This window comes from Streptomyces sp. NBC_00210 (genome assembly GCF_045160975.1).
Taxonomy (GTDB): Bacteria; Actinomycetota; Actinomycetes; order Streptomycetales; family Streptomycetaceae; genus Streptomyces.
In genome coordinates, this window is sequence record NZ_CP108120.1 from 6,940,884 (window position 1) to 6,967,301 (window position 26,418).

28 protein-coding genes and 1 pseudogene are annotated in these 26,418 nt (G+C 68.3%); 17 read left to right on the forward strand and 12 right to left on the reverse strand.

What is annotated here, in order from left to right:
- Nucleotides 1–267: 267 nt before the first annotated feature.
- A complete protein-coding gene (locus tag OG729_RS31395; protein ID WP_405809270.1) occupies nt 268–831 on the forward strand; it encodes an HD domain-containing protein in 564 nt (187 codons plus the stop codon).
- On the opposite strand, the gene OG729_RS31400 is transcribed toward OG729_RS31395, so the two are convergent.
- Together OG729_RS31400 and OG729_RS31405 are read right to left on the reverse strand one after the other, a co-directional pair.
- Nucleotides 819–1,286: an NUDIX domain-containing protein gene (locus tag OG729_RS31400; protein WP_360885138.1), complete on the reverse strand. Its 468-nt coding sequence runs from the start codon at nt 1,284–1,286 to the stop codon at nt 819–821. The genes OG729_RS31395 and OG729_RS31400 overlap by 13 nt on opposite strands.
- Nucleotides 1,273–2,043: a helix-turn-helix domain-containing protein gene (locus OG729_RS31405; protein WP_405809272.1), complete on the reverse strand. Its 771-nt coding sequence runs from the start codon at nt 2,041–2,043 to the stop codon at nt 1,273–1,275. The genes OG729_RS31400 and OG729_RS31405 overlap by 14 nt, the downstream gene beginning before the upstream one ends.
- Nucleotides 2,044–2,139: 96 nt before the next feature.
- Between OG729_RS31405 and OG729_RS31410 the strand changes: the two genes are divergently transcribed.
- The 14 genes and pseudogenes from OG729_RS31410 to OG729_RS31475 all read left to right on the forward strand — a co-directional run.
- A complete protein-coding gene (locus tag OG729_RS31410; RefSeq protein ID WP_405809274.1) occupies nt 2,140–2,832 on the forward strand; it encodes an HAD family hydrolase in 693 nt (230 codons plus the stop codon).
- 106 nt (nt 2,833–2,938) lie between these two features.
- Complete coding sequence (locus OG729_RS31415) at nt 2,939–3,841, forward strand: radical SAM protein (protein ID WP_405809275.1); 903 nt, start codon at nt 2,939–2,941, stop codon at nt 3,839–3,841.
- Nucleotides 3,834–4,472 (forward strand): hypothetical protein, encoded by a 639-nt coding sequence (locus tag OG729_RS31420; protein ID WP_405809277.1) that lies wholly within the window; start codon nt 3,834–3,836, stop codon nt 4,470–4,472. The genes OG729_RS31415 and OG729_RS31420 overlap by 8 nt, the downstream gene beginning before the upstream one ends.
- Nucleotides 4,390–5,037 (forward strand): class I SAM-dependent methyltransferase, encoded by a 648-nt coding sequence (locus OG729_RS31425; protein WP_405809279.1) that lies wholly within the window; start codon nt 4,390–4,392, stop codon nt 5,035–5,037. Before OG729_RS31420 ends, OG729_RS31425 begins: the two co-directional genes overlap by 83 nt.
- A 27-nt stretch (nt 5,038–5,064) precedes the next feature.
- Nucleotides 5,065–5,655: a class IV adenylate cyclase gene (locus tag OG729_RS31430; RefSeq protein ID WP_405809280.1), complete on the forward strand. Its 591-nt coding sequence runs from the start codon at nt 5,065–5,067 to the stop codon at nt 5,653–5,655.
- Between the two features lie 17 nt (nt 5,656–5,672).
- Nucleotides 5,673–6,044, forward strand: coding sequence for a hypothetical protein (locus OG729_RS31435; protein WP_405809282.1), 372 nt, complete (start codon nt 5,673–5,675; stop codon nt 6,042–6,044).
- A gap of 400 nt (nt 6,045–6,444) precedes the next feature.
- Nucleotides 6,445–6,990: a flavoprotein gene (locus OG729_RS31440; RefSeq protein WP_405809284.1), complete on the forward strand. Its 546-nt coding sequence runs from the start codon at nt 6,445–6,447 to the stop codon at nt 6,988–6,990.
- Nucleotides 6,991–7,126: 136 nt separating this feature from the next.
- Nucleotides 7,127–7,672: a dCTP deaminase domain-containing protein gene (locus tag OG729_RS31445; RefSeq protein WP_405809286.1), complete on the forward strand. Its 546-nt coding sequence runs from the start codon at nt 7,127–7,129 to the stop codon at nt 7,670–7,672.
- Nucleotides 7,669–8,223: a dCTP deaminase gene (gene dcd, locus OG729_RS31450; protein WP_360885162.1), complete on the forward strand. Its 555-nt coding sequence runs from the start codon at nt 7,669–7,671 to the stop codon at nt 8,221–8,223. Before OG729_RS31445 ends, dcd begins: the two co-directional genes overlap by 4 nt.
- Nucleotides 8,213–10,189, forward strand: coding sequence for a hypothetical protein (locus tag OG729_RS31455; RefSeq protein ID WP_405809288.1), 1,977 nt, complete (start codon nt 8,213–8,215; stop codon nt 10,187–10,189). The genes dcd and OG729_RS31455 overlap by 11 nt, the downstream gene beginning before the upstream one ends.
- On the forward strand, nt 10,176–11,234 hold the full coding sequence (thiL, locus tag OG729_RS31460) for a thiamine-phosphate kinase (protein ID WP_405809289.1): 1,059 nt from the start codon (nt 10,176–10,178) through the stop codon (nt 11,232–11,234). The genes OG729_RS31455 and thiL overlap by 14 nt, the downstream gene beginning before the upstream one ends.
- 36 nt (nt 11,235–11,270) lie before the next feature.
- Nucleotides 11,271–11,960 (forward strand): HAD family hydrolase, encoded by a 690-nt coding sequence (locus tag OG729_RS31465; RefSeq protein WP_405809291.1) that lies wholly within the window; start codon nt 11,271–11,273, stop codon nt 11,958–11,960.
- Complete coding sequence (locus OG729_RS31470; RefSeq protein ID WP_360885174.1) at nt 11,950–12,405, forward strand: hypothetical protein; 456 nt, start codon at nt 11,950–11,952, stop codon at nt 12,403–12,405. The genes OG729_RS31465 and OG729_RS31470 overlap by 11 nt, the downstream gene beginning before the upstream one ends.
- A 65-nt stretch (nt 12,406–12,470) precedes the next feature.
- Nucleotides 12,471–12,638: pseudogene (locus OG729_RS31475) on the forward strand (tripartite tricarboxylate transporter permease); the annotation flags it as partial.
- Here the strand turns inward: OG729_RS31475 and OG729_RS31480 are convergent.
- Nucleotides 12,636–13,130 (reverse strand): DUF402 domain-containing protein, encoded by a 495-nt coding sequence (locus OG729_RS31480; protein WP_360885177.1) that lies wholly within the window; start codon nt 13,128–13,130, stop codon nt 12,636–12,638. The pseudogene OG729_RS31475 and the gene OG729_RS31480 overlap by 3 nt on opposite strands.
- Before the next feature lie 112 nt (nt 13,131–13,242).
- Here OG729_RS31480 and OG729_RS31485 point away from each other — a divergent pair, with 112 nt between their 5' ends.
- On the forward strand, nt 13,243–13,617 hold the full coding sequence (locus tag OG729_RS31485; protein ID WP_405809293.1) for a GntR family transcriptional regulator: 375 nt from the start codon (nt 13,243–13,245) through the stop codon (nt 13,615–13,617).
- Between the two features lie 157 nt (nt 13,618–13,774).
- Here the strand turns inward: OG729_RS31485 and OG729_RS31490 are convergent, their stop codons facing one another.
- The 5 genes from OG729_RS31490 to OG729_RS31510 form a co-directional block, all read right to left on the reverse strand.
- On the reverse strand, nt 13,775–14,869 hold the full coding sequence (locus tag OG729_RS31490; RefSeq protein WP_360885456.1) for a DUF5925 domain-containing protein: 1,095 nt from the start codon (nt 14,867–14,869) through the stop codon (nt 13,775–13,777).
- Between the two features lie 212 nt (nt 14,870–15,081).
- Entirely contained in the window at nt 15,082–15,861 is a 780-nt protein-coding gene (locus OG729_RS31495) for a polysaccharide deacetylase family protein (protein ID WP_405811357.1), read from the reverse strand.
- Between the two features lie 20 nt (nt 15,862–15,881).
- A complete protein-coding gene (locus OG729_RS31500; RefSeq protein WP_405809294.1) occupies nt 15,882–17,096 on the reverse strand; it encodes a glycosyltransferase family 2 protein in 1,215 nt (404 codons plus the stop codon).
- Nucleotides 17,093–17,986: a glycosyltransferase family 2 protein gene (locus OG729_RS31505; protein WP_360882189.1), complete on the reverse strand. Its 894-nt coding sequence runs from the start codon at nt 17,984–17,986 to the stop codon at nt 17,093–17,095. Before OG729_RS31505 ends, OG729_RS31500 begins: the two co-directional genes overlap by 4 nt.
- 332 nt (nt 17,987–18,318) lie before the next feature.
- Complete coding sequence (locus OG729_RS31510; protein ID WP_405809296.1) at nt 18,319–18,804, reverse strand: hypothetical protein; 486 nt, start codon at nt 18,802–18,804, stop codon at nt 18,319–18,321.
- A 156-nt stretch (nt 18,805–18,960) separates the two neighbouring features.
- Here OG729_RS31510 and OG729_RS31515 point away from each other — a divergent pair, with 156 nt between their 5' ends.
- Nucleotides 18,961–19,770, forward strand: a complete 810-nt coding sequence (locus OG729_RS31515) for an SGNH/GDSL hydrolase family protein (protein WP_405809298.1) — start codon at nt 18,961–18,963, stop codon at nt 19,768–19,770.
- Here OG729_RS31515 and OG729_RS31520 read toward each other — a convergent pair.
- The 4 genes from OG729_RS31520 to OG729_RS31535 form a co-directional block, all read right to left on the reverse strand.
- Nucleotides 19,754–21,469, reverse strand: coding sequence for a serine/threonine-protein kinase (locus tag OG729_RS31520; RefSeq protein WP_405809299.1), 1,716 nt, complete (start codon nt 21,467–21,469; stop codon nt 19,754–19,756). The genes OG729_RS31515 and OG729_RS31520 overlap by 17 nt on opposite strands.
- Before the next feature lie 42 nt (nt 21,470–21,511).
- Entirely contained in the window at nt 21,512–23,113 is a 1,602-nt protein-coding gene (locus tag OG729_RS31525) for a nickel transporter (RefSeq protein WP_405809300.1), read from the reverse strand.
- Nucleotides 23,110–24,417, reverse strand: a complete 1,308-nt coding sequence (locus tag OG729_RS31530; RefSeq protein WP_405809301.1) for a hypothetical protein — start codon at nt 24,415–24,417, stop codon at nt 23,110–23,112. The genes OG729_RS31525 and OG729_RS31530 overlap by 4 nt, the downstream gene beginning before the upstream one ends.
- A gap of 180 nt (nt 24,418–24,597) precedes the next feature.
- Complete coding sequence (locus tag OG729_RS31535; RefSeq protein ID WP_405809303.1) at nt 24,598–26,142, reverse strand: DUF4331 domain-containing protein; 1,545 nt, start codon at nt 26,140–26,142, stop codon at nt 24,598–24,600.
- Between the last annotated feature and the right edge of the window lie 276 nt (nt 26,143–26,418).

A 26,418-nucleotide genomic window follows, 5' to 3' on the forward strand; every position in this document is an offset into this window, starting at 1 on the left:
GAAGCCAGCATCGTTGAGCCAGGCAGTCGCTGTCGACGATGGACGTAGACCTTCGTCGGGTGGCCGCCATAGCCCTGCGTCTTCAGCTGCCCCGACCAGTAAAAGGCGACGGCCGCCGGGGCGGGACCGGTGAGAGGGCGCAGGCAGCTGCGTTCGTTGCTGGGAGCCATACCGGCGGATTCGCGGACTTCCCTATTCAGGCTCACCGGACGCGCCCAGGTGTACGTCGCGGACTGCGCGGAGCTGTGTTGGGGCATGGACAGGATCATGAGCAGAGCACTGGTCGGCTGGGCGCGACGGGTGGCCGAGGCGGAGCTGAGCGGTCCGCTTCCTCGTCGGTGGGCACACTCGGAAGGAGTCGCACAGCGTGCGGCCGCCCTCGCGCGGGTCCTGGGTGATGACGCCGATCTTCTGGTTTCGGCCGCCGTGCTGCACGACGTCGGCTACGCGCCGCGGCTGGCGGCGACTGGCTTCCATCCGCTCGACGGCGCCCGGTTCCTTCGGGATGAACACCGTGCTGATGAGCGGTTGGTGCGGCTGGTCGCGAACCATTCGTTCGCACTGCTGGAGGCTGAGGAGCGTGCGCTGGTGGAGGTGCTGGAAGCAGAGTTCCCGTTGCTGGAGGAGCCGCGGCTGGTGGACGCGCTGGTCTATTGCGACATGACGACGACGCCTGACGGAGAGCGGACCACTGCCGAGGAGAGGGTGGCGGAGATCGTGGGCCGCTACGGGGCTGAGAGTGTGGTGGGGCGGTTCATTCGTCGGGCGTCGCCGGAGATCTTCACCGCGGTGGAGCGGGTGGAGGCGGCGTTGGAGGCTCAGCCGAGGTAGGGGTAGGTGCCGGCGAGGTAGTCGCCAATCTGCTGGCGCATGCTGGGGTGGATGTCGTACTGGTCGAGGTCGGTGGGCTGGATGAAGCGGACGCCGTCGGCTTCGTCGTTGATGGTGGGCTCGCCGCCGACCGGGCGGCCGATGTAGGTGTTTTCGTACTGCTGGCGGATCTCACCGTCGGTGTAGGCGACGATGTGATTGGGGTTGGTGTAGACCCCGAGGAAGCCGTTGATCTCGGCGACGATGCCGGTTTCCTCCAGGCATTCGCGTACCGCACACTGTGCGGCAGTCTCGCCGATGTCCTGGGCGCCGCCGGGGAGGGCCCACTGTCCGGTGTCGCGGCGGCGCTGGAGCAGGATGGCGCCGCTGTCGTTGACGACGAGCAGGTTGCTGGCGGGGATGAGGGTGTTGGCCTTGGGGGCGCCGGGGTCGTTGTAGTACTCAGTCCTGCCCATCTGCGGCGGTCCCCTCCTGGTCGGGCATCCAGTGCCGTGCGCCGGCCCAGACTGCGTCGAAGCTTTGAGCGTAGTTGTCGAACCAGCCGGTGGTATCAACTCTCTTGAGGTGGAGTAAGGGATTGGCGCTGGCGGGCTGGCCCCAGACATGTGGGTTGACCAGCAGGTTGTCGTCGTAGCGGAAGAGGGAGTTGTAGAGCGTGGTGTCGTGGAGCCGCACCTCGCATCCTGCCTCGGGCAGCAGCGGGCGGTAGTAGGTGAGCGAAGCGCGGATCTTGGCGGCGAGGGTGTCGCCGATGCCTTCTTCACGGCCCCGGATGGCGGCTGCCTGGCCGTTCGCGTCTCCGAAGCACAGGCGCACCTGTACGCCGGCTGCCGCCCGCTCGGTGAGCATCTTGGCGACGTGCGGGTTGGACTGGGCGAAGAAGGTGCCGGAGAAGACGAGCACGTTGATCTGCTCCTGGGCACCTTGCAGCAGGGAGAGCCACATGTCCCGGGGGACGCTGGCCCGGTTCTGGTAGGTGCCGACGAGCTCTGTGCCGGATTCGACCTGCCGTCCGGTGGGCCGTTGAGGGGTCGGCCAGAGGAACGTCTCCTCCACGCGAAGGTGCTGGGCGACGCGGAAGCGGTGCCGCGGGTGGGGCACGCGCCCGCCGAGCCAGCGGCTGACGGTCTTGGGGTCCACCTCGCAGGCTTCGGCAAGCGATTCGGGTAAGAGGCCGCGCTGGGCGAGTACGGAGTGAAGTCGCTCGTTCACGGAGGCTATACAAGCCGAGGTGGACGCGGCCGGGCAAGGACGTTTCGGGACGTTCCGATGAAACTGACGGTGCGACAGGATGCTTACGCTGGCGGTATGCAGCTCATCGTCCTGTGGGATATCGACCACACGCTCATCGACAACGCAGGGGTGAGCAAGGAGACCTATGCCGCCGCGTTTTCGGCGCTGGTGGGGGTCCAGCCGAGCGGGGCACCGCGGACGGAGGGCCGTACGGATCGTCTGATCATGCGCGACCTGTTCCTCCGGCACGGCCTGCCCGAGCCGGATTGGACTGCCACCGAGACCGCCCTAGCCCGCGCCGGAGAGGAGCGATTCGGCGATCTCCGCAGGCGCGGGACGACTCTGCCGGGAGTCCGGGATGCGCTCAAGGCCGTCTCGGCGCAGGATGGTTGGGTGTCCTCGGTTCTGACCGGCAACATCGCGGCCAACGCCCGTGTGAAACTGTCGGCCTTCGACCTCGACCCGCTACTGGATCTGCCTGTCGGCGCCTACGGGGCCGATGCCGTCCAGCGTCCCGATCTTGTGGCTGTCGCCCGAGAGCGCGCCCACCGGCTGCGCGACGTACGGGATGACGTGCACGTCGTGCTCGTGGGTGACACGCCCCGGGACGTCGAGGCGGCCCTCGCAACTGGCTCGGGGATCATCGCGGTCGCCTCGGGCATCCACAGCCGGGAAGAACTGGCCGCTGCCGGCGCATCCGTCGTGCTTCCGGACCTCTCGGACACAGCGGGCCTCCTCGGGATCCTGGAGACCTTCGCCGCACGCTGAAAACGTCCCAGGACGTCCCTGGACCGTCCGCGTACGCGGTGATGCGGTCCCGGCGCGTTCGGTCACCATCGGGTCTCCAACCAGGCAACTGGCCCAGGAGGCCTACGTGATTGGGGAAGTCACCGAGATCCGCAGGATCCGGATGCTGTACCTGCAGCTTCTGTACCGCTGCAACTTCGAGTGCCTGCACTGCTTCCACGGCGAGCGGCTCAAACACGCCGATGCCTTCACCGCCGAGGAGGCGGTCAACCTCATAAGGCTCATGCACCACCAGTACGGCACCGAGGCTGTCACCCTGCTCGGTGGCGAGCCGTTCGCCTATAAGGACCTCGCGCAGGTCGTCCGGTACGCCAAGCAGGAACTGGGCATGCACGTCGAGATCTGCACCAACGGCTACCGGATCGAGCGTCGGCTCACCGAGATCGCCTCCTACCTGGACCTGCTGCGGATCTCGCTGGAGGGCGTCGGCGCGACCAACGACCACATCCGCAAGTCCGGCAGCTACCAGAGCGCCGTGAGCGCCCTCAACCTTGCACGTGAACTCGGCGTCAGGACGGGCGCGACCATGACGGTCACCTCGCGGAACATCGACGAGGTGCTGCCGCTGGCCCGCACGCTGCAGGAGTTCGATGCACGCCAGTTGAAACTGCATTGCCTGCGGCCGGTCGGCAACGCCGCGACCCATCCCGAGCTCCTGGTCACCGATCCGGCTGCGTACGCCCGCCTGCGTGAGCAGCTACAAGCGGCTGAGCTGTCCATGGAGGTGATCGTCGACGAGGACGTGTCCGAGCACGGCGCCTCGGAGATCTGTGCGCCCGTAGGTGGCCCGCGCGAGATCGAGCGGATTGAGGCAGATCCGCGAGGCGCGCTCACCATGTCCTGCAAGGCGGTTGGCAAGGACTCGCACGCCTTCTGGTACGAGAAGGCCGCCGACCGTATCGTCCACCGCCCGTCCGCCACGGACGAGCTCACCGTCGCTGTACCGGACGTGGTGTACGCCCGTGCCTGACCGACCGCTGTTCGAGAGTCTCGAAGGTCTGCGGGGTACCGGAAAGTCGACCATTGCCCCGATGCTCGCGGCGGCCCGGGGAGCCGTCCTGGTCCCCACCGTGCCGCTCTTCTACCAGTCGCTGCGGCGACAGGTCGACATGCGCGACAACGTCGAGGCACGCATGTGCTTCTACCTCTCCGCCCTGTTCACCGCGGCCGACGAGATCCACCGCTATCTGGGCGCAGGCATCCCGGTCGTCGTGGAGAGCTACTTCGCCCGATGCATCGCCACCCACCGCGCCTTCGGGACCCAACTCGGCATCACACTTCCACCCGATCTACCGCAGCCCGTCGCGTACCAGCTGCTCTGCACGAAGGACGAACGCCAGCGCCGCCTCACTGAGCGGATCAAGCCCGCGTCCTGCTGGGACGCCCTCGGCGAGGAGACCGCGGACCGCATCACCGACGCCTACGCCCAGTTCCCGATGCACCGGGTGGACACCACAAGCCTCAGACCGGACCAGGTTGTGCAAGCCATCCTCGCCACCGATAGGAAAGGAGCCAACCGTGGAGACCCAGAGCCTGTGGGAGCACACCCTCACGTTCTTCCCCCAGTACCTCGCCACGCTGAAGGAGCATGCCTCCGCTGACGCCACAGTCGCGGTCATCGGCGCGAGCGACGGCAAGTTCGTGCTGCCCCTCGCCGCCGCTGGCTACCGCGTTATCGCCATCGAACGTGACCCGTTCGCCCTCCACGGAGGCGAAGTCAGACTTCCGGGTGACACCAACGCCCACGCGATGGGGCTGATCGACCGGCTCAAACTCGAAGAGCTCTACGACCGGGTGCAGGTCATGGAGGAGGATTTCCTTCAGGCCGAGTCCCCGGAGACGCGCTGCGATGCCGTCTGGACGAGCTGCTCCTGGCACTACAGTGCAAATCACCGCCGCCCGCTCGCCGATTTCGTCGCCCGCATGCAGTCCCTGGTACGCGTCGGCGGCCTGTTCGGCGCGGAGTTCATGATGCCCGTCGAGCAACGCCACTGCTTCGTCGAGCACTACACGTCACCCGAGAAGCTCGGCAGCTGGTTCGCAACCAACTGGGATGTTCTGCTCACGCTGCGAACGAGCGAGTTCACTGAGCGGCCTCACGTCGGTCAGTTCCAGGATCACACGCACCGCATGGGTCTGCTCCTCGCGGCCCGCACTTCCAAGTAGCAGAATCCGTAACCGAAGAAGGGGATCATGAAGCACGAGTACGAGGCCAAGTTCCTGTCCGTTGACGTGGACGACATCCAGTCCAAGCTGACCGCCCTGGGCGCCACGCTGACGTTTCCGAGGACCCTCCTCACCCGCAAGATCTTCGAGAACGACGCTCTCGACAACGGCCAGTGGGTCCGCCTCCGGGACGAGGGCACCCGCTCCACCTTGACGCTCAAGCAGGTCACCGACTCGACCACGATCGACGGCACTACCGAAATCGAGACCGAGGTCACCGACCTGCACGCCATGGCGGACATTCTGCGCCGCCTCGGACTGCGAGAGGTTCGCTACCAGGAGAACTACCGCGAGGAATGGCGCCTGGGCGAGGTTGCCTTCGACTTCGACACCTGGCCCGACCTCCCCACCTTCGTCGAGGTCGAAGGACCCGACGAGGCATCAGTCCGACAAGCGGCGGCCCTGCTCGACCTCGACTACGCCGAAGCCCGGTTCGGCAGCGTCGACGAGATCTACAAGAGCGAGGCCGGCCGCGACATCCTGGCCGAGCCCACCCTCCTCTTCGCCGACGCCGAAAAGGCCGGAGCACCCTCGGCAGCGGGCAAGGGTCGTCACTGACTCCTGGAGGTCGAGCGATGCTCACGGAACTCGCGTTACCTCACAGGGTGATACCCGGCATCGCCGAATTCGCCCGCGGCGGTCTGCCTGCCCCAGCAGCCACGGATGACGGCAACGAGTGGGTCGACGGATTCTGCTGGCTCTACTGTGGCCAGCAGTGGACCCGCGTCCTCTGGATCGGCCCTGCGAGCGTCGCCGGTGCCCAGGCGCCGATGTACGCGTGCGGCCCCTGCATCCGGACGCTCCACGAGCTGGTCTGGCAGTCCATCCTCCTCAACGATGAACCGGCCCGTCCCGAGAAGCCGAGTGAGGCCGCCGGGAATGCACTGCCATCCGGACGGCGTACGGGCAGGCACCGAGGTCAAAGCGGGTTCCTGCGCCGCCGCTAAGCCCCCGCCCTGGTCACGGAAGTGCCTTGCCGTTCCCCCGCGGCACGAGCCCCGTGACCAGGGCGGGCTTTCGGCGCGGCTCGGTGTGAGGCAATCGACCCATGGTGGCGAGCCTCCCAGCCCCTCATCCGCCCACCCCTTCAAACGGCATGAACGATCGTTTCTCGTCCGAGATCTGTTACTGCGCCGGTAGAGGCTGCGCATGACGGTGCCCCTGACGCCACCGAGGAGGGCCGCATCCGCGAGCACGTCTTCGTGCGGAGCGCCTGGCGCGACTCCCTTACCTGCTCGATCCTGGAGCGCGAGTGGGAGGCTGCGCCAGGCTGAGGAGCGGTGGGCAGAATCGCCTGACCGGCTTCCATGCCCATGGACGCGCTACCAGCCGAGGGGGAGTTCCCGCGTGAGTGATCAGCTCGACCAGCTCAAGAAGCCGTTCCTGTACGTCGTCGTCTGCGCCGCCGGCATCGCCGGGGACGTCGGCAAGCTCATTACAGCCGCCCAGGAACACAATTGGGACGTCGGCGTCGTCGCGACCCCACCAGCGCTCGGCTTCATCGACGCCCACGCGGTCGAGACCCAGACCGGCTACCCGATCCGCTCCGCCTGGCGCAGCCCCGGCGACCCCCGCCCGTTGCCGGCGGCAGATGCGATCGCGGTGGCTCCGGGCACCTTCAACACCATCAACAAGTGGGCGTCCGGAATCTCCGACACCCTGGCGCTGGGCATCCTCTGCGAGGCATACGGCTTCGGCATCCCGACTGCCGTACTGCCCTATCTGAACGCGGCGCAGGCTGCGCACCCCGCGTATGGGCAGAGTCTGGAGCGGCTACGGACGATGGGCGTCGTGATCGGCGACCACGAGCCCTTCCAACCGGAAGCGGACGGCGGCGCTGATCGCTTCCGCTGGGAGCAGGCGCTGGAGCTGCTGGAGCCGCTCGTGCGGTAGGGCGGGAACGGGCCAGGACCTCCCGGTGGGCCAGGGCCGGCAGCACCGCCGGCCGCTCACGTTGCCGTATGTACACGGATGCTCACGTGCACCTACCGTGGTTGCCGCGCGCAAACCAGTCTCGCCGGCGGGGGGCATGGTGATATTGACGGGTGCAGCCATAGGAGAATTAGTCGCGAACGGACAACTGATCATGGATCCGTTCGATGAGCGACATATAAACCCGAACAGCTACAACGTGCATCTGGCGAACGAGTTGCTGTTACGGGAGTACGGAAGTGCGAGCCCGGATTTCCGTAAGGTGAAGATACCCGCGGACGGCTATATCCTCCGCCCCCGCACTCTCTGCCTGGGTGCGACAGCCGAACGATTCGGCGGAGACGGGCATGTGACGTGCCTCATCAGCCGCTCCTCCGCAGCCCGTCTGGGACTGTTCGTGCAACTCAATGCGGACATGGGAAACCTCGGCGCGATTCATGCCTGGACACTCGAGCTGTACGCGGTGCAACCTCTCGTCCTGTATCCCTTCATGCGCATCGCCCAGGTGATGTTCTGGCATCCCACCGGAGACCGGACGCTGTACCGGGGCGATTATGCGAAGCATGACGGTCCACGGCCGTGCGGCTACCCGGTCGGGCAGATGGTTGTCCACGACGACGAACAAGCTGCGGTACGGCGATGATCCTCACGGGCGCCGAAATATCTCGGCAGGTGGACAAGGGGCGCATCACGATCGACCCGTTCGACGAGAGGCAGTTGAACCCGAACAGCTACAACTTCCGCCTCGGTGATGTGCTGAAGGTGTATACCAACGAGGTGCTCGATCCGCGAGTTCCGCAACCCACGCGGGACATACGGATCCCCCCGGCGGGCATCGCTCTGGGCCCGGACCGCATTCATCTCGGCCACACCATGGAAGTGCTCGGCAGCGAGCACTATGTGCCCATTGTCAAAGGACGGTCCTCGTCGGCCCGGCTCGGGATCTTCGTCCATGTGACCGCGGACCTGATCGACATCGGCTCCACAGGTCAGGTGACCCTGCAACTCTTCGCCGTGCAACCGGTTCTGGTGTATCCCGGGATGCTGATCGGGCAGGTCACTTTCTGGGTTCCCGAGGGGCCGATCCGGCTGTACGAGGGGAAGTATCAGGGAAGCAGAGGACCGGTGTCCTCGCTGATACACCGCGACTTCGCCGGTCTGCCCAACGGCGCCGGAGGCGATCATGACCGATAGCCGGGTCCTGCCCATGTTCGACGCCGTGCATGGGCCGATCGAGCTCTCGGATCCTCGTCTCTTCCAGAGCGAGGACGTCCTCCCGATTCTTCTCGAGTCACCCCAGTTGCAGCGCCTTCGACGGCTGCAACAGCTGCCGTTCGGCTCCTACGCCTTCACTTCGGCCAATCACACGCGATTCGCCCACGCCATCGGAACCGCCCACTCCGCGCTGAAGATCATGCAACAGCTCCATCGCAATGGGTTCTTCGACGACGAGGCGACCCGTCTTCTGCGGGGGAGTCTTCCGGCACTGTCGGACGAGCACGGACGCGATCAGGATTTCGTCCGTGCGCTGAGCGAGCACATGGTCATCGCCGGACTCGTACAGGACATTGGAGAGCTGCCCTTCAAAGCCGCGACCGACCTGTTCTTCTATGCCGATCCGGCAGTGGTGGCCAGAGTCTCCGAGGATCTGGAGATTCGTGCGCACGACCTCGGCCACAAGGACATCTTCACTCTGCACGGAATCATCGATCTCTTCGATCGCAAGCCTCTGCTCCGCGACCGCTTCGACATCGGACTGCTGGCACACATGATTACCGGGGTGCGGATCGGCACGATCGAGCAGAGCCCTCCGCTGGCCGCGCTCCGGCACATCCTGGACGGAGTGGTCGACGCCGACAGGCTCGACTATGTCCATCGGGACGCCCACCACACGATCGGCGTGGGACATCTGACATCGGTGAGCCAGGTCGTCGGTTCCCTCATCACCTACGACGAGCAGGGGCCCGTCTTCGACTCCAAGGGCCCGGTCTCCAACTTCCTCATGCTGCGCGCCATTCTTCGCTCGCAGGTCTACTCCGCGCCGGAGAACCGCTTTCGTTTCACCCTGCTCGCCGTGGTGCTCTCCGAATTCCTCAGACGGCATCCGGAGTGGATGGAGAGGGTGTTCGACGCGCCGCTCGGTTCCCTGACCGCTGACGGATTCAACCGCATGGACGACGAGTCCTTTCTCCACGCGCTCAAGGAACTCCGCGGCCGCCGGGAGTCGGAGCGCCTGTCCTACGGAGCCCGCCGGGCCATGGATCTGATGGACGCTCCAGGGATGGACTACCAGTACTACTGGGAGGAGCGGCCGAGCACACAGACCGGAACATCAGTGGCGCGATTGCGTACTGATTTCTATGTCGACACCTACTGGGACTACGAGAACCATGCTCTCTACGACCCCGGTTCAGTGCGTGTGCGGGCCGAAGCGTACGCCTTGAAGGGCGGAACCATCCCACTGGAACGCGTCGGTGGTCATGTGAGCCAGTTCCTCGAGGAGTTGTGGGACTCCCCGATCCAGAGCAACATTCTTCTCTTCGTTCCGCGTAATCGAAAGGAATGGATTACCCAGCAGAGATCGGATGGCAAAGCCCGTGAGGCTCTTTACCGGGCGGCGGTTGCCAGGGACGCGGAGATCAGGCTGTCCGTGGTGGACGACACCCGCAATGAACCAGGATTCACCGGGCCTGCGATCTTCATCTCCTTCTGCTGGGAGGACATCGACACGATGCGTGCGGTGCTCCGGCTGCTGTACGACCGCAAGCGGCGCTACTTCGCATTCGTCAAGGACTTTCATGGTCTGGCCGGCGGACCGAACGAGAACGGAGCGACCTACGCCGGCCAGTCCGATGCGGCAATCCTGCTGTTCTCCCGCAGCTATCTTCAGCGCACCCGTCTGCCCAACGGGGCGATCACCGCAGAACTGATCGCCCTGGGCCGCAGACTTCACTCACGTCACATCGTGCCGCTCACACTCGACCCGCTGAAGGAATTCACCGAAGGCGTGGAGAACGGCCCCTGGACACTCCTCGGATTCCGTGAACCCCCCTATCTGGGGGCCCCGATCCGCGGTGCGACTCCAGAAGTGATCGCGGGCGCCGTGGACGCCGCACTCAAGGTCATCGACAGAAACGCGGTAACCCATGAAGACAGGTGAAGAGGAAGGCACCATAAGCCAGTGGGGCGAGAAACGGCTCATCCGCGAACTGCTCCGCCCCCTGTTCAACCCCGAGAAGGATCCCCATGGGGTGGGGGACGACTGCGCGCTCCTGGTTCCCCGCCCCGGCTGGACGGTGTTGCTCAGTACCGACAGGGTGCCTGCCGATCTCATTGCTTTCGCCCATGGCCTCATCGACCACCGGGGGCTCGGCGCACATCTCGCCGCGCTGAATATCAGCGATGTCGCCGCATGTGGAGGCGAGCCCACCGCCCTCCTGCTGAACTGCGCTCTTCCGGCCGATATGCGCGTGGCCGACTTCCGCGGGTTCTGCGACGGCGTACTGGACGTCGCCCGTCCGCTGAACTGCCGCGTTGTGGGCGGCGACATCAGCTCCAGTCCCGAGCTCAGCTGCTCCGCGACGGTCGTCGGACTGTGTGAGGCCGGCCGGGCGCTGTTACGTGGCGGGGCGAAGAAGGGCGACCGTGTCTTCATGTCGCGCCCGGCCGGCCTGACTCCCGCCGCGTTCCATCTGCTGACCGAACAGCCGGGAACGCGCCAGGTGCCCGCGGCCGTACGGTCGGAGCTGAACGAAGCACTCCGTTACCGGGCTCCGATGGTGGAGCTCGGCAGGGCGCTCGCAGCCGACGGATGCTGCACCTCCTGTATGGACAACACCGACGGCCTGGGGCAGACACTCCTGGAGCTGGCCGAAGCCGGCGGCGTCTGCATCGACGTCGACACGGCGGCCATGCGCATACCCGAAGCGGTGCGGCAGGTGGCCCGGCTGGCCGGGGCCGATGAGTTCGACCTCGCTCTCGGGCCCGGACATGACTTCTCGCTCGTCGGCACCCTGCGCGCCGACACCTCTGACGAGGTGCTCAGCGCCCTGGGCGCCCACGGCCTGTACTCGGTCGGAGCAGTGACCGACGGGAGCGGAATCCGGTTGTCGTCGACGAGCGGGACGAGAGCGTTCGTCCCGCGCGGATGGAACTACTTCACCAGCACCGAGCACTCGCTCACCGACGTACTGAAGAGGGACTGAAACGTGCAGAGCTTCCATGTCACAGCAGGTGAGAGCATGTGCCGTCGCCCCGCCCTGGTCCTGGACATCGACGGTGTCCTCGTCCATGTGGGACCGGAGAGAACCGGTGCCTGGTACGACCGGCTGTGGGAAGACCTGGGCGTTGATCCGGAGCGGCTGCACGAGGAGTTCTTCCGGCAGAAGTGGCACCGGATCGTCTCCGGTCGGACGGATCTCCGCGAGGAACTGGCTCCCGTGCTCAAGCGGATCAACCCGGCTGTACCGGTGGACGAGTTGACCTCCTACTGGTTCCGGACCCACTCCTACATCGACCGTGACGTCCTCGATGCTGTCACCCACTGGGCCGACCGAACCGGCGGCCGGCTGTTCCTCGCCACCAACCAGGAGAAGTACCGGGCCGGTTATCTGTGGCGGGATCTCGGACTGCGCAGCGTCTTCGAAGACATTTTCTACTCGGCCGCCATGCGGGTGACCAAGTCCGACGTCGGCTTCTTCGAGCAGGTGGGTCGCGCCATCGCAGGCCCCGACTACCGTGACGCGGACATCCTGTTCTTCGACGACGACACGAGGAATGTGGAGGTTGCCAGGCGCGCTTCCTGGGAAGCCCACCTCTTCACGGACGTGAGTGCACTGCGAGAGATCCTCCACCAGTGGCCGTCCCCCGATCTGCGGGCCCCGGCAGGATCGACCCTGGGGAGTGAACGGGACGGGGCCCGTGTCCGCTGAACCGGACCCGAGGACACTCGAGTTGTACAAGATCGCGGTGGAGATGGCGGACAGGGGGTCCGCGCGCCGAGGCACGGCCAATGCCTTCTTCCTCTCGCTGCAGACGGCCGTGATCTCGATCGCGACCCTTGTCGACACCAAGCTCGGGGACTCCAACTGGCCGCCGTACCTGGCGCTTTCTCTCGCAGGAGTCGCGATATCCGCCTCCTGGTGGTTACAACTGCGCAGCTACCGGGAGCTGAACGCGGCCAAATTCGCCGTCATCAACAGAATCGAGAAGCAGTTCCCCGTGAGGATCTTCACCGATGAGTGGGAGTCGCTGACCAGTGGACCTCCGCTGCCGCTCCGGAAGAGATACGCGGAGCTCGGAGCGGTAGAAATGATCACTCCGATTGTGTTCGCCGGGCTTTTCGTCCTGCTGTTCCTGGCCAAAGTGGCGGTGTGAGCCGCGACGGACTCCGCCGATCCGTCGGGCTCGTCGAGAAGCGCCCCGCGATGGCGGTCGCGCTGCTGCTGCCGGTGACGTACGGCCTCGAGCCGACCGGCGAACAGCAGCTGCGACGCGCGCTCCAGATCAGCGACGGAAGCGTGACCGGCCTGGTCAACACGCCGTTCTCGGTGACGGTGTACGCCGTGCTCCTGGTCCTGGTGGCCTGGCCCTGGCTGAAATCATCACTACTGGCCGCGGTGATCGAGCAGATCGGTCAACTTGCCTCGGTGAGCGAGGACTTCCAGCTCGTCCAGGGCCTGGACCGCATGCTTCGCCGCCTCCGGATCGCGGGCCGCGAGCCCGCTCGCCTCGAACTCGTCCTCGTCCAGACGCAGCACCGACAAACCGTCCGCCGACACCCACAGATCGAGGTCCAGGTCCTCCACGGTCAGCTCGTCGCCGTCGAGCGTGGCGGGGCGGGTGATGTCGCAGTACCAGCCCTTCAGCGTGCCGTCGCCGGCGCGGACCTCCTTCACCGAGTACCAGCGGTCCCGCCAGTAGTGCTCGGTGAAGACATCGCCCGCCTCGAAGCGTACGAAGCCGAAGTCGCGCGTCCCCTCGCCCGCCCACGGCGCGCGCACCGTCACCTGGGTGCCGTCGTCCGTGAGCAACTCGGCGGAATAGCGGATCTTGGTCCGGCCGGCCTTGACCAGGACCACCTCAACCAAGCGTGCGGACATGCCGTACCTCCGTAGCGCAGATCTCGTAACCAGCGCACGGTACGTGCCCGCAGGGTCGTGTCGCCTCCTCATTTCCCCCGAGGAGGGAGAGCGGCTGGGGGACAATCGGCGGGTGACCTTGAACATCGCCATCGACTCCGATGCGGCTGTCGCTCCGTACGAGCAGCTGCGCAGCCAGATCTCCGAACAGGCCAGGTCGGGCGTGCTGCCCGTGGGCTACCGGCTGCCGACCGTACGCGGCCTTGCGGAGGACCTCGGTCTCGCCGCGAACACTGTCGCCAAGGCGTACCGCGCGCTGGAGGCCGACGGGGTGATCGAGACGCGCGGCCGCAATGGGACGTTCATCGCGGCGGCGGGGGATGCGGCGGACCGGCAGGCTGCGGTGGCCGCGGCGGCGTATGCCGAGCAGGTGCGTCGGCTTGGCCTCACGCGTGCGGACGCGCTGTCGGCCGTGCAGGATGCGCTGCGCGCGGCGTACGGGGGTTGACGCCAGTGCCTGCGGCGTCGTCATCTGCGGGGCTTGTTCCTTCGCCTGGGAGGTGACCCCCATCCCGTAACTGGGGGCTCCGCCCCCAGACCCCCGCTCCTCAAGCGCCGGAGGGGCTGAGATTCAGCCCCTCCGGCGCTTGAGGAGCGGGTCCGGGTCAGAGGTACAGGCCCGCGTCTGCGCCGTCGTGTTGTGGGGGCACCGACGCCGGGGTGTTGCCGCGGCGCAGTGCGTACAACTCCGCCAGCGTCGCGCCCTCGCGGCCCACGCCCTCCTCCGTACCCAGCCAGTTCACCGACTCCTTGCGGGTCAGCGCGCCCACCTCGATGCGGGCCAGACACCGGCCCGGGCGGACCACGGCGGGGTGCAGTCGCTCCAGGTCCTCGTTGGTCGTCACGCCCACCAGGACGTTGCGGCCCTGGCCCAGCAGACCGTCCGTGAGGTTGAGCAGCCGCGACAGCGCCTGGCCCGCGGTGTGCTTGGCCTCGCCGCGGATCAGTTCGTCGCAGTCCTCAAGGAGAAGCAGCCGCCAGCGGCCCTTCGACGTGCCCTCGTCCTCGCCGATCGCGATGTCCATCAGATAGCCGACGTCGTTGAAGAGCCGCTCCGGGTCGAGTACGCAGTCGACCTGGCACCAGTCCCGCCAGGAACGGGCCAGCGTGCGCAGCGCGGAGGTCTTCCCGGTGCCGGGCGGGCCGTGCAGCAGGAGCAGCCGGCCCGCGATGTCGTCCGGCGTCACCTTCATCAGTCGGTCCATCGCGCCGGCCACCGGGGCCGTGTAGTTGGGCCTGACCTCGTCCCAGGTTCCGGCGGCGATCTGGCGCGTCGTGCGGTGCGGACCGCGCCGCGGCGACACGTACCAGAACCCCATGGTGACGTTCTCCGGCTGCGGTTCCGGCTCGTCGGCGGCGCCGTCCGTCGCCTGTTTGAGCACCTTCTCGGCGAGCTCGGAGGTGACCGCGGTGACCGTGACGTCGGCGCCGCGGTTCCAGCGGGAGATGAGCAGCGTCCAGCCCTCGCCCTCGGCCAGGGTGGCGCTGCGGTCGTCGTCGCGCGCGGAACGCAGCACGGAGGCGGCGGGCGGCAGGAGGGTGGCACCGGGCTTGACGCGGTCGATGGTGGAGCTGTGGGAGTACGGCTGCTCGCCCGTCGCGAAACGGCCGAGGAACAGCGCGTCGACGACGTCCGAAGGTGAATCGCTGTCGTCGACGTTGAGCCGGATCGGCAGTGCGTCCTGAGGCTTGGCAGACATGCGCCCATGATCCGGCACGCCGCCGCCGAGCGCACGGTGTTTTGACCGGTGGCGCGCCCAGGGGCGACCGGCGGGTCCGGACGCGCGGGAGGCCCCTTCGGGCCCGGTCGCGCGAGGGCCCCGTTCGGGTCCGGCCGCCCCTGGGGCCCGTTCGGGTTCGGCCGCTCCAGGGGCCCGCTCCGGTCCGGCCGTGCCCCTGGCTCCTTCCCGCATCAGCCGCCGACCCGGCGGATCAGGCTTCCGACCCGACGCGCCCGGCGCACCACGGCGTACCCCTTGGTGAGCGCCCGGTCCTTGGCGAAGTTGCGGGCGATCGACCGGCCTTCGACCAGCCGCTCGAACTCCTCGATGCCGGTGCTGCGCCGCACGGTCACCCGCTGCAGGGCGTACGGCCCCTGCCGGGGCAGGGCGAGGGCGTTGCCCACGGCGAGGGACTGCGCGAAACCCGCCGCCCGGACCGCACGCCGCACCCGGCGGCTGGAGTAGCCGTACGGATACGCGAAGGAGACCGGCAGGGCACCCAGTTCGTCGCCCACGATGTCCCGGCAGCGGATGGTCTCGTGGCACAGCCGGTCGTCGTCGAGCTGGTCCAGCTGCGGATGGGTGTGGGTGTGCCCGCCGATCTCCGCGCCGGCCGCGGCCAGTTCGCGCACCTGGTCCCAGTCGAGCATGGTGTCGAGCGCGCCGCCTTCGTCGTACGGGCCGCGCAGCCAGCCGGTGGAGACGAAGAGAGTCGAGGCGAAGCCGTGCTCGGCCAGCACGGGCAGAGCGTGCCGGTGCACGCCCTCGTAACCGTCGTCGAAGGTGATCAGCACCGGGCGGCGTGGCAACGGCCGGCTGCCGCCCGACCGCCAGGCGTCGCCCAGCTGTGCGGTGGTGAGGGGTGTGAACCCGCGCTCGCCGAGCAGTTCGAGCTGCTCGGCGAACGCGTCGGGCGAGACGGACAGGCCGTGGGTGGCCTCGGCCGTCCGGTGCCCGATGGCGTGGTACATCAGAATGGGTACGGGCTGACTCACGCAGGCTCACCTCGCGCGTCCGACGCGGGGGTTGCCGACGCGGGTGTTACCGGCCCGGACAGGACCGGCCCCGACAGGACCGGCCCGGACAGGACCGGCCCCGACAGGACCGGCCCCGACAGGACCCTCGACGGCGCCGGCTCGGACGGCAGGACCGATTTCGAGGGAGCCCGGCTCGAGGGGGCCGCGCCCGACCGGGCCCGGCCTTCCACGATCGGTCCCGACGAGAACGTCACGCCGCCACTGCGCGCCCGCACGCTCCCCACCACATAACCGCCTGCCGCCACCGCAACCCCCGCGACGATCGCGGCCGCCCGGCCCGCGCCGCCCCGGCGACCGAGCAGCGCGTCGCGCAGCCCGCGCGCGACTCCGGCCGGGAGCACCCGCGTGGTGTACCGGCGCTCGGACTCGAGCCCCTTGTCCGCGCCCACACTTCTGGCCACGAGCGCCTTGGACAGGCCCTCCGCGTAGGTGCGGGTGCGGAAGTACCCGAACCGTTCACGCGCGGCCGGGACCTTGTGGTGGATCACCGCGCGGTCGTCGATCAGCAGCACCGTGTCCGGCAGCGCCTTGCTGAGCCGGATGCACAGCTCGGTCTCCTCGCAGCCCAGCGGGCGTTTGTCGCCGTCGCGCCCGATCCCGGTGGCGAAGCCGCCCGACGCGTCGAATGCGCTGCGCCGGAAGGACGCGTTCCCGCCCAGCACATTGCGCACCCGCACCTTGCCGCGCGGCAGGCCCCGGTACGTACAGCCGACGACCCAGTCGAACTCCTCGGGGAACCAGCGGGGCCGGTGCCCGGACGCCCACGCCGCCTTCGTCTGCCCGCCGACGGCCATCACCCGTGGTTCGTCGTACCCCTCGGCGAAGTACCGCAGCCAGTCGCGCTCGGCCACGGCGTCGTCGTCCAGGAAGGCGACGAACTCGCCGCGGGCGGCGGCGATCCCGGTGTTGCGGCCCGCGGAGAGGCCGCGGGGGCCCGCGTTCGCGAGCACCCGCACCTTCTCGCCGTCGGCCGCACTCTCACCCTGCTCGCCGCAGACCCGGTACTCCTTGGTGAGCCGGTCCAGGAGCGCGGGATTGTGGTCGACGACGAGCAGCGTCTCCAGAGCGGGCAGCGACTGACTCCGTACGGAGTCGACCGCCGCGAGGATGTCCTCCCAGCGGTCCTCCGTATAGACGCAGATCACCACGGAGAAGCGTCGGTCGCTCAAGACACCTCTCCCCGCGGAATCCTGGGGCTCAGCGCGGCCTCACGGCGGCGCTGGGCGCGGCTCACGCCCTTCTCCTTGAGGATCACTTTGAGGACCCGCAGTCCGTCCCGTACGGCGCTGAGGTTGCTGACGCCGTGGATGCGGAGGTACTCGTGGCTGGGGACCTCCTGTACGCGCAGTCCGGCCTTGACGACCCGGACGTTCATCAGGGTCTCTATCTCGAAGCCCGTGCAGTCCAGGGTGATCTTGTCCAGGCAGTGCTTCCAGAAGGCGTTGTATCCGTAGCAGAGGTCGGTGTAGCGGGCTCCGAACTTGGCGTTGACGATGGTGCACAGGACCCAGTTGCCGAACTTGCGGATGGGGGTCATGTCGTCAGTGCCGCCGCCGTTGGCGAAGCGGGAGCCCTTGGCGAAATCGGCGCCCGAGACCAGGGCCGAGACATAGGAGACGATCTCCTGCCCGTCGGCCGAGCCGTCCGCGTCGACCATCACGATGATGTCGCCCGTGCAGGCGGCGAATCCGCTGATGAGGGCATCCCCTTTGCCCTTGCCGACCTGCTTGACGACCTTGACGTCCGGCCACAGCTCACGGGCGACCTGAACGGTGTTGTCGCTCGAATTCCCGTCCACCAGAACGACTTCATGAATCCAGTCGGGCAGGGTCTTGAAGACGTACGGAAGGTTTTCCGCCTCATTCATGGCGGGGATCACGACGCTCACGGGCGGAGTGATCGCGAGATGCGAGGAGATCGGCCGGTACGCATGGGACAGGCGGCCGGCTTCCTTTGCCGGAGCTTTCGCCTCGGCCGTTCTTTCGGAAGTTCCCCCCTGGTGCTTCGGTTCGGTGAACTGATCTTGCCCCGGAGCGGCCGGGCGCAGGACTGAGCTCATGAGTCTGTTTCCCTCTCCACCGGTGGACCGCCCGCCCCCGGGCAGTCCGGATGAGTTTCCGGTTCGAAAGGGGGGTTCTTCTCACCCCGCCCATGACGGCAAGCGGCTCCGTTCTCGGTGGGTGAGCTGGCAAAACTGGCCGCGCGGCGTACGGCTCGGATTGAGCGCGAAAACCGAGCACGGCACCCCCCTACCGCGCTCCGCTCCGAAGCCATCGCGGCGCTTGAGCCCTCCCCTAGAGCCGCTTTGCATGATGGTCCGTTGCGGGTGGATGTACGACGGTATTGATGATTAGGACTGTATGACAAGACCTGGGACAGGGCCTCACCTTTTTACTTTTTTGATACAGATTCGTCCTTGGATCCGAACAGTCCGGATCTGCCTGTCTTGATCCCTTTCATCAAGCAGTCGGCTGTATTGATGTGTTCTGCATTCCGGATGTGCCGTCCCAGTGCCCAGAGGAAGAGCAGTGCGGTGGTCAATACGACCGCCGTGATGCCTCGGTCGACCGTCAGGAGGCGTGGCGACGACAGTGATTGGGCCATCGCCAGATCGATGACCACCGCCCCGCCCGCGGCCACGGCTGCCCTGGCCGCCGGGTCCAGTCGGGGAAGAGCGGCGGCCAGACCGCAGGCCGGTCCCGCGAACAGGAAGAAGAGAACGAACGGAGCGCGCAGCGGCGACTGAACACCGGCCAGTGCCAGTGCGACCCCCACCCCCGAGACGGCGCACGCGGCACCGGCGAGCACCGGCAGCAGATTTTTCCCGACTGCTGACGGCATGTCTTTGATCGTCGGCATGGCCGACTTGCCCCCCAAGGCGCCGGATGTTCCAGTTGCTGACCCTCCATGCTGCGCAGTGCGCCGAAGCACCGTCAAGAAGCCTTACGGAAACATTCTTGGCATGGACACTTCCAGTGAAGTATGGGCGCTGCTACGAAAGTTGTGGCAGAGATCCTGCTAAAGGGAGGTTCCATGAAACTGTCCCGAATCACGGCATTCTCATCCTCACTCCTCCTCGGCGCCGTCCTCGCTCTCACCGGAGCCGGTCAGGCTCAGGCCACGGACACCGCTCTCGCCCTTGACTATGTGGCCCTGGGCGACTCGTACTCCTCAGGCGTCGGAGCCGGCAGCTACGACAGCGCAAGCGGTGACTGCAAGCGCAGCACGAAGGCCTACCCCAAGCTCTGGGCGGCCGCGCATTCACCCTCGTCGTTCGCATTCACCGCTTGCTCAGGCGCTCGTACGGGTGATGTCACGGCCGGCCAACTCGCACCCCTCAGCGCCGCCACCGACCTCGTCTCCCTCACCGTCGGCGGCAATGACGCCGGCTTCTCCGACGTCATGACCACGTGCGTCCTGCAGTCCGAGTCCAGCTGCATCAACCGGATCAACCAGGCCCGCGCGTACGTCGACACCACCCTGCCCGGCAAGCTCGACTCGGTGTACTCGGCCATCAGATCCAAGGCCCCCGCCGCCCGCGTCGTCGTCCTCGGCTACCCCCGCTTCTACAAGCTCAGCGGCAGCTGCATCGCCGGAATGACCGAGAAGAAGAGGGCCGCGATCAACTCGGCGGCGGACTATCTCAATGCCGCCGTCGCAAAGCGCGCGGCCAACCACGGCTACGACTTCGCGGATGTCGTGCCCGCCTTCACCGGACACGAGATCTGCTCCGGGGCGGCCTGGCTGCACAGCCTGAACTGGCTCAACATCGGCGAGTCCTACCACCCCACCGCCGCCGGACACTCCGGCGGTTATCTGCCCGTCTTCACCTCGCACGCCTGAACACGGCGTTGCCCGCGCCCGCTGCGGTCGCGCCCGGCGCGCTCGCGTTCGCTGCGGGCGTGTTCGGCGTGTAGGAGCCCCCGTCCGTCGGCGTCTCCTGATGGCACGTGACAGAGAAGTCGATCCAGTTCGAGCGGACCTCGACCGGACTCCGGATCTCCACCCGGATCCGGTCGTGGTGCGTCCCGTCCTGCTCGTACGTCAGCTCGATATGGCTGACCTGCTTCTGCTTCGAGCCCCCGGCGGCGAAGTCGAGCGTCTTCCAGCCGGAGCCGGAGCTCTCGCCGCTTCTGGTCGCCCAGCGGTAGTCGACCGTCGCCGGGGTACGTCCCACGGTGATCGTCGCGTGGAAGGCCGGAGCCTCCGCTTCCGGCGGCGGGCAGCTGCCCGAGTAACTGCCCTGCACGCTCTGGGCGTAGACCCGGACGGTCTGCGGCGGCGTGTACGTACCGCCGTTGCCGCCGCCGTTGTTGCCATTGTTTCCACTGTTACCTGTGTTGCCCGCGTTGCCGCCGTCCGTCCCGCCTCCGGGGGCGGAGGCCGTACCGCCCGGACCGGCGCTCGAACTGCCCGTCGCAGGGGGCGCGCTGCGGCCGTTGTTGTTTCCGGTGCCCTGGTTCTTGTTGTTGACCAGCGCCCAGGCGAGGCCGCCGACCGCGAGGAGCAGCGCGGCAACCCCGGCGATCAGCACGACCGTCGCCCGGCGGGCGCGGTCGGGCGGCACACCGGTGGTGGCCGTGGTGGCCGAGGTGGCCGGACCCGGCACCAGGGTGGGCGCGGGCGGCAGCGGATGCACGACCGGGGTGGGTGAACCGGCCGCCACGGTGGGGCTGTACGGACCGGGCAGCGGCGGCGCGGCGGCCGGGGCCGCGCCGCCCGCGGCCACCACCCGCAGCTGCCGCTCGGCCTCCTGTGCCGAAAGCCGCTCCGCCGGGTCCTTGCGCAGCAGCCCCGCAATCAGCGGCGCCAGCGGACCGGCCCGGTGTGGTGGCGGCAGCTCTTCGTCGACGACGGCCCGCAGCGTGCTCAGCGGGGTGTTCTGGCGGAAGGGGGAGTTGCCCTCGACCGTGGCGTACAGCAGGACACCCAGCGACCAGAGATCCGACTCGGGCCCCGGCGTACGCCCCAGCGCCCGCTCGGGGGCGAGGAATTCGGGAGAGCCGATCAGCTCGCCCGTCATCGTGAGGTTGGAGGACCCCTCGACCGTCGCGATCCCGAAGTCGGACAGCACCACGCGGCCGTCATTGCCGATGAGTACGTTCCCGGGCTTCACGTCCCGGTGCAGCACCCCCGCATCGTGCGCGGCGCGCAGGCCCGCCAGGATCTCCGCGCCGATGTGCGCGGCACGCTGCGGGGCGAGGGGCCCCTCGGCATCCAGCACATCGGAGAGCGCGAGCCCGCGGATCAGCTCCATCACGATCCAGGGCCGGCCGTCCTCGGTCGCCACGTCGTAGACGGTCACCACATTGCGGTGCGAGATCCGGCCGGCTGCCCAGGCCTCCCGCTCAAGGCGTGCGTACAGCCGCTGCTCGTCGGTGGTGCCGAGGGCGGCGGGGGCGCGGACCTCCTTGACCGCGACCTCCCGGCCCAGCAGCTCGTCGCGGGCGCGCCACACCACGCCCATCCCGCCCTCGCCCAAGGGGCTCAGCAGGCGGTAGCGCCCCACCACCAGCCGCTCATCGCCCGGCACTTCGCTCACAGCGAGCCCCCATCGGTAGCAGAGCAACTACCCCAAGTTAGCTCACGCAAGAGCTGTTGCCGCCCCCTTGAGCGCCAATCCGCATCCGAGGGCGAGGACGACGCAGGCTGTGCCCAGCGGCATGACGCGCTGAACTGCGGAGAAGAGCCGTCCTTTGCGGCGGCTGCGCTCGGCGAGCAGACGGGCGGCGCGTTCGCCGAGCCGGACCGCGGCGAAGCCGGCGGCGGCGAGGGTGAGGGCGAGCCCGAGGCCGTACGCGAGGACGAGCAGGAGGCCGAACCAGGCGCGGCCCAGCGCGGCGGCGCCGACGAGGACGACGACGGCGGACGGGCTGGGGACGAGCCCGCCGGCGAAGCCGAGCAGAAGTGTCGAGCGGAGTCCGAGCGATCGGTGATCGTGGCTGTGGGTATGCCCGTGCGCGTGGCTGTGGCTGTGGCTGTGGTCGTGCCCGTGCGGGTGGCCGTGGTCGTCCGGGTGCCCGTCGTCGTGGCTGTGGCTCTGTCCGTGTCCGCGGCCGTGCTCCGGCCCATGGTCGTGTCCGTGTCCGTGCCCGTGTCCGTGCCCGTGCGTCTGCCCATGCCCATGCGCGTCGCCGCGGTTCCGCCATGCCCTTCGTACGAGTACCACCCCCGCAACGGCCACCAGCGCCCCGCTCGCCACGCCCAGCCATGCCACCACGGACGGCGCCGCCGCCGAGCCCACCGCGATCAGACCGCCGAGTGCGAACACCCCGAGCGTGTGCGTAACCGTCACCGAAGCGCCCAACGAGAGGACGTCACGAAGGGAGTTCTTCCCACCCGCTGCCGCCGCGGCCGCCATCACCGTCTTGCCGTGGCCCGGCGCGAGCGCGTGCAGCGCGCCGAGCAGCACCGCGGTCGCCAGGGCCAGCGCGGCAAACCCCACGGTCAGGTCGCGGCGGGACACCAGATTCGTCAGCGCCTGTGTCCAGCGGTCGGCGCCGCGCGGCAGTACGGAGGCCGGGGCCACGGCCTCCTGCCTGTCCGCCGCCGCAGGCGCGCCGCCGGGGGCGACCGAGAGCGCGGCCGTCGTGCGGTCGGGCGCCGAGGAGAGCTGCCCGTTGGGGTACTGCGTCAGCCGCCGCGAGGTGGACGCCTGCGGGACGTCGGACGAGGCGAGCGTCATCCGGTCGCCGCGGGCCGTGATCTCCCGCCAGCCCGGACCGTTGCCGCTGCCCGCCGCCCGGAACTGGATCGTCTGTTGACCGTCCGGCAGTTCGGCCGTCAGCCTGCACTCGAGCCGGAGCGTCGGCAGCCCGGCCTGCCCGGGGCGCACCTCGGCGGTGCTCGCACCGGGCGTGAGCGCGACGGCGCGCCGCTCGACGGTGACCCGGCTGCCCCGGGCCGCGTCCTGGCAGCGCCCCTCGGCCCACTCGGACAGTTCGGCGGGGGACATCTCCCGGTCGCCGTTCCGGTCGACCTTGGAGCGGGCCTGGGCGGCGGGGATCTCCGCCAGGTCCTCGACGTGGTCGACACTCAGCCGCCCGGGTGCGACGAGCAGCCCGTCGTAGCGGTTGACCGTGAAGTTCCCCAGGGGATGCGCAGCGGCCGTCCCCGCGGGCAGCACCGCGAGAGCGGCTCCGGCGATCAGGACCGCCGCGCCGACGGCGGTCGTACGCCTCTTCATGACGCCTCCAGAGCCTGCAGTGCGGCCCGGGCCGCGCGTGAACCGGTGGGGGAGAAACCGGGGTTGATCTTCAGCGCGGTGGTGAGCGAGGCACGGGCGGCCGCCGGGTTGCCCGCGGCCCGCTCGATCATGCCGCGGTGGTAGAGGAACACCGCGTTGCGGCAGCCGGCCGGGGCCGAGGTGGCGAGGTACTGCAGAGCCTCGGCGGAACGGCCGTTGACGTGCAGGGCCCAGGCCAGCGCGTCCGCCGTGTGCACGGTCCGGCGCTTTTTCCACTCGGCGCGGGCGGCGGTCAGCGCCTGTGCCTTGTCGCCGTGATCGGCCAGGGCGAGCGCGGTGTCCAGGTCGGTGTCGACGCCGTTGGCGCGTGCCAACTGCGTCCAGGTGCCGATCAGTTCGTACTGGTTGCGGGCATCGGCCTTGCGCCCCGCGGCCTCGTACAGCTCACCCAGCGCCACCAGCTGTCCCGGCAGCGGCAGCCTGTCCACCACTGCTTCGAGCCCGGACACGGCGCCCTTGGTGTCGCCGCGCGCGGCCTGGGTGCGGGAACGGCCCTCGAGCGCGGGCAGATACCCCGGGTCTGCATCGAGCGCCGTGGTGAAGTACTTCAGCGCCGGGGCGTACGCCCCCTGGCTCCACTCCAGTTGGCCCAGAGCCGTGGACACATACGCCATGTCGCCGGGGGAGGAGGCCGAGTTCATCGCAACGTTCAGCACCCGGCGGGCCCCCGCGACATCGCCGCGCAGCTCCAGTACGTACGCATAGCGCGTGAAGACGGGGATGCCGGGGCGGCGGTCGTCGGCCTGCTCGGCCGCCGCCAACGCCTTGTCATAGCTGCCGAGTTCGACAAGAGCGTCGATGCGGGAGGACATCGCCCGCTCGCTGAAGGCATTGACCTTCAGCGCCGCCTCCGACTCGCGCAGCGCGCCGTGGAAGTCGTGCCGCGCCGCCGCGAGTGCGGCACGGCCGGCGAGCGCCGCGTCGTTGTCCCGCGGCTGGAGTGCAAGCGAGCGGGCCAGTGCCTTGTCGGCCTGCGGATACCGGGTCGGGTCGCCGCTGGTCCTGGCCTGCTCGACATAGGCGGCGCCCAGCGTCGCCCACCCCCGGGCGTCCTTGGGCCGGGCCCGCAGATGCGCCTGGAGGCCGGTGACCCCGCGGGCGAGGTCACCGGTGCCGATCTGTTCGAACGGTGTGTCCGCGGCGGGTGCGGCGGTGCGGGCCGTCGGGGGCTCCTGGTCCGCACCGCCCGCCATGACGACGCCCACGGTGAGGGCGAGGGCCAGCGTCCCGGCGGGAAGCAGCACCCCCCAGACCCTCCCCGGACCGGACCGGGGACCCGCCCCGGACCGGGGACCCGGCTCCCGGCCGCCCGGGTCGCGGCCGGTGGCCGCGGTCGTGTCTGGCGCCCTTCGCAGGGACATCTGTCTGCCCTTTCGGTTCGTAGGAGCGTGTGCGTCGTACAGCGTTTCGAGGCTGCGTCCCGGTCAGTTGTACGGATTGCGGCTGTACGCATTGCGGCGCCGCATCCGCCACCAGGTCAGCCCCAGGGCCACGAGCAGCACACCCGCGCCGGCGGAGACGGCCGAGGCGACCAGCGTCGTGTTCGTGTCACTGCTGGAGGCCGCCGACGCGCCACCGGTGAGCAGGCTGCCCTGGGCGTCCTTGGCCGCGGCCTCCTTGGCGAGCGGGCCCCGCGAGCCGGAGGTCGGCAGCGCCACATACGGGAAGGAGTGGCTGAACTTCTGGTCGTTCTCGTTGACCGCGTCGCCCAAATCGTTCTTGGTGCCGAGCAGTTCGCCCTCGACCACCTGGAGCGCGATGTCCAGGACGTCGTCCGAGAGCCGCCGTCCGTTCGGGAATCCCGCGTTGTCGCCGTCGAGCACGCCCAGCCTCTTCGGCTCCGCGCTCGGCGGGATGGAGGTGTTGAGCCGCAGCGCCTCGGCGGGGCGGACGTGCGGGGGCTTGTTGAGCTTGTCGACGCCGGTCAGGAACACCGAGACCAGGTCGTTGCGCGGCTCGGCCGGGGCCTTGATCTTGTAGATGCCCTCGATCAGCTTCGGCAGTTCCGGCTGGGTGACGAACTGCAGGAAGTCACCGTCGTTCCACGGGTGGGACGCGTTGAACTTGTCCTTGTCCTTGACGGGGATGACGACCTCGTTGACCAGCGGCATGCCGAGCCGGGACACCTGCTTCCAGTGACCGCTCGCGCTCTTGCGCTGGGTGGTCGACCAGATGCCGACGATGGGCTGCTTCTCCGACTGCCGGATGTACGCGGTCGGCACCTGCAGGGCGATGGAGTTGACGTTGTAGCCCTTGAGCGTGTCGTTGCCGACCTCGGTGAGGTTCGCGCCGTAGAGCAGGTCGAAGACGCGCAGGTCGGCGAAGAACGGATCGTCCGCCTGACCCGCGAACGCCGTCGATCCGCCGGGGAGTTCCTTCACCGCCTGGTCGCGCAGGCTCTGGTAGTCCGGCATGGACGCCTTGCCCACGTTCGACGGTGCCACCGGCAGATCGTCGGCGATCTTTGTGGAGTGCATCACATGCTGGTTCTTCAGCCTCAGCAGATCGATGTCGTACGTCTGCGTGATGTTGAGGTCCGGGTCGTCGATCGCGGTGACGGGGCCGGTGTTGAAGAGGAAGGTGTTGCCGTTCTTCACGTGGTCCTTGAAGGTCCACCGGTAGATCAGGTCGCCCTGGGCGTCACCGTCGCTGTCGATGTGGATGTCGTACTGGGCGTCGTCGGCGAACTTGTAGAAGTTCGGGCCGCCGGCCGGCTCCTGGAACGGCAGGAAGTTGCCCACGATCGTGGTCGTGTCGGGCTTGTCGGGGCTGACGAACGCGTATACGTCTGTGTTGTCGTACTGCGGCTGCCCGGAGATCAGCGGGGCCTCACGGTGGCTGGATGCCCGGGCCGTCCCCGGCTCCAGACCGGTCACGCCGGAAGCCACGAGCGCCCCGGTGGCCAGCGCCACGCAGGCGAGTGCGGCGAGCCTCCGGGCCCCCCGCCCGTTGCTGCTGAGTGCGGTCATCGAATCTGTCCTTCACGCGAGTGCTGGTCGAGCTTCATTGCCAGTCATTCGGTGCGGAGGGCCGAGCGGATTGGTCGGAAGTCCGAGAACTTCTTCGAAGGCCGAGAGCGTTCGCTGAGGCGCCGGCCAACTCGCCCTGGAAACAGATGGATCCGTAGACTGGCCGTCAACTCGCGTACAGGTGTGGTGAATCCTGCGCCCGGGATACACGAGTGTCATGGCGGGGCGATAGGGTTAATCTGCCCGGGGCCGGGTGCCCTCGTACGGGTGGGGAGT

What these genes read in the sequence shown, in the direction of transcription:
- OG729_RS31395 (WP_405809270.1), top strand. Translation starts at nt 268, where the DNA reads ATGAGCAGAGCACTGGTCGGCTGGGCGCGACGGGTGGCCGAGGCGGAG.
- OG729_RS31400 (WP_360885138.1), bottom strand. Translation starts at nt 1,286, where the DNA reads ATGGGCAGGACTGAGTACTACAACGACCCCGGCGCCCCCAAGGCCAAC.
- OG729_RS31410 (WP_405809274.1), top strand. Translation starts at nt 2,140, where the DNA reads ATGCAGCTCATCGTCCTGTGGGATATCGACCACACGCTCATCGACAAC.
- OG729_RS31430 (WP_405809280.1), top strand. Translation starts at nt 5,065, where the DNA reads ATGAAGCACGAGTACGAGGCCAAGTTCCTGTCCGTTGACGTGGACGAC.
- OG729_RS31435 (WP_405809282.1), top strand. Translation starts at nt 5,673, where the DNA reads ATGCTCACGGAACTCGCGTTACCTCACAGGGTGATACCCGGCATCGCC.
- OG729_RS31445 (WP_405809286.1), top strand. Translation starts at nt 7,127, where the DNA reads ATGGTGATATTGACGGGTGCAGCCATAGGAGAATTAGTCGCGAACGGA.
- dcd (WP_360885162.1), top strand. Translation starts at nt 7,669, where the DNA reads ATGATCCTCACGGGCGCCGAAATATCTCGGCAGGTGGACAAGGGGCGC.
- OG729_RS31455 (WP_405809288.1), top strand. Translation starts at nt 8,213, where the DNA reads ATGACCGATAGCCGGGTCCTGCCCATGTTCGACGCCGTGCATGGGCCG.
- thiL (WP_405809289.1), top strand. Translation starts at nt 10,176, where the DNA reads ATGAAGACAGGTGAAGAGGAAGGCACCATAAGCCAGTGGGGCGAGAAA.
- OG729_RS31465 (WP_405809291.1), top strand. Translation starts at nt 11,271, where the DNA reads ATGTGCCGTCGCCCCGCCCTGGTCCTGGACATCGACGGTGTCCTCGTC.
- OG729_RS31480 (WP_360885177.1), bottom strand. Translation starts at nt 13,130, where the DNA reads ATGTCCGCACGCTTGGTTGAGGTGGTCCTGGTCAAGGCCGGCCGGACC.
- OG729_RS31490 (WP_360885456.1), bottom strand. Translation starts at nt 14,869, where the DNA reads ATGTCTGCCAAGCCTCAGGACGCACTGCCGATCCGGCTCAACGTCGAC.
- OG729_RS31495 (WP_405811357.1), bottom strand. Translation starts at nt 15,861, where the DNA reads ATGTACCACGCCATCGGGCACCGGACGGCCGAGGCCACCCACGGCCTG.
- OG729_RS31505 (WP_360882189.1), bottom strand. Translation starts at nt 17,986, where the DNA reads ATGAGCTCAGTCCTGCGCCCGGCCGCTCCGGGGCAAGATCAGTTCACC.
- OG729_RS31515 (WP_405809298.1), top strand. Translation starts at nt 18,961, where the DNA reads ATGAAACTGTCCCGAATCACGGCATTCTCATCCTCACTCCTCCTCGGC.
- OG729_RS31525 (WP_405809300.1), bottom strand. Translation starts at nt 23,113, where the DNA reads ATGAAGAGGCGTACGACCGCCGTCGGCGCGGCGGTCCTGATCGCCGGA.
- OG729_RS31535 (WP_405809303.1), bottom strand. Translation starts at nt 26,142, where the DNA reads ATGACCGCACTCAGCAGCAACGGGCGGGGGGCCCGGAGGCTCGCCGCA.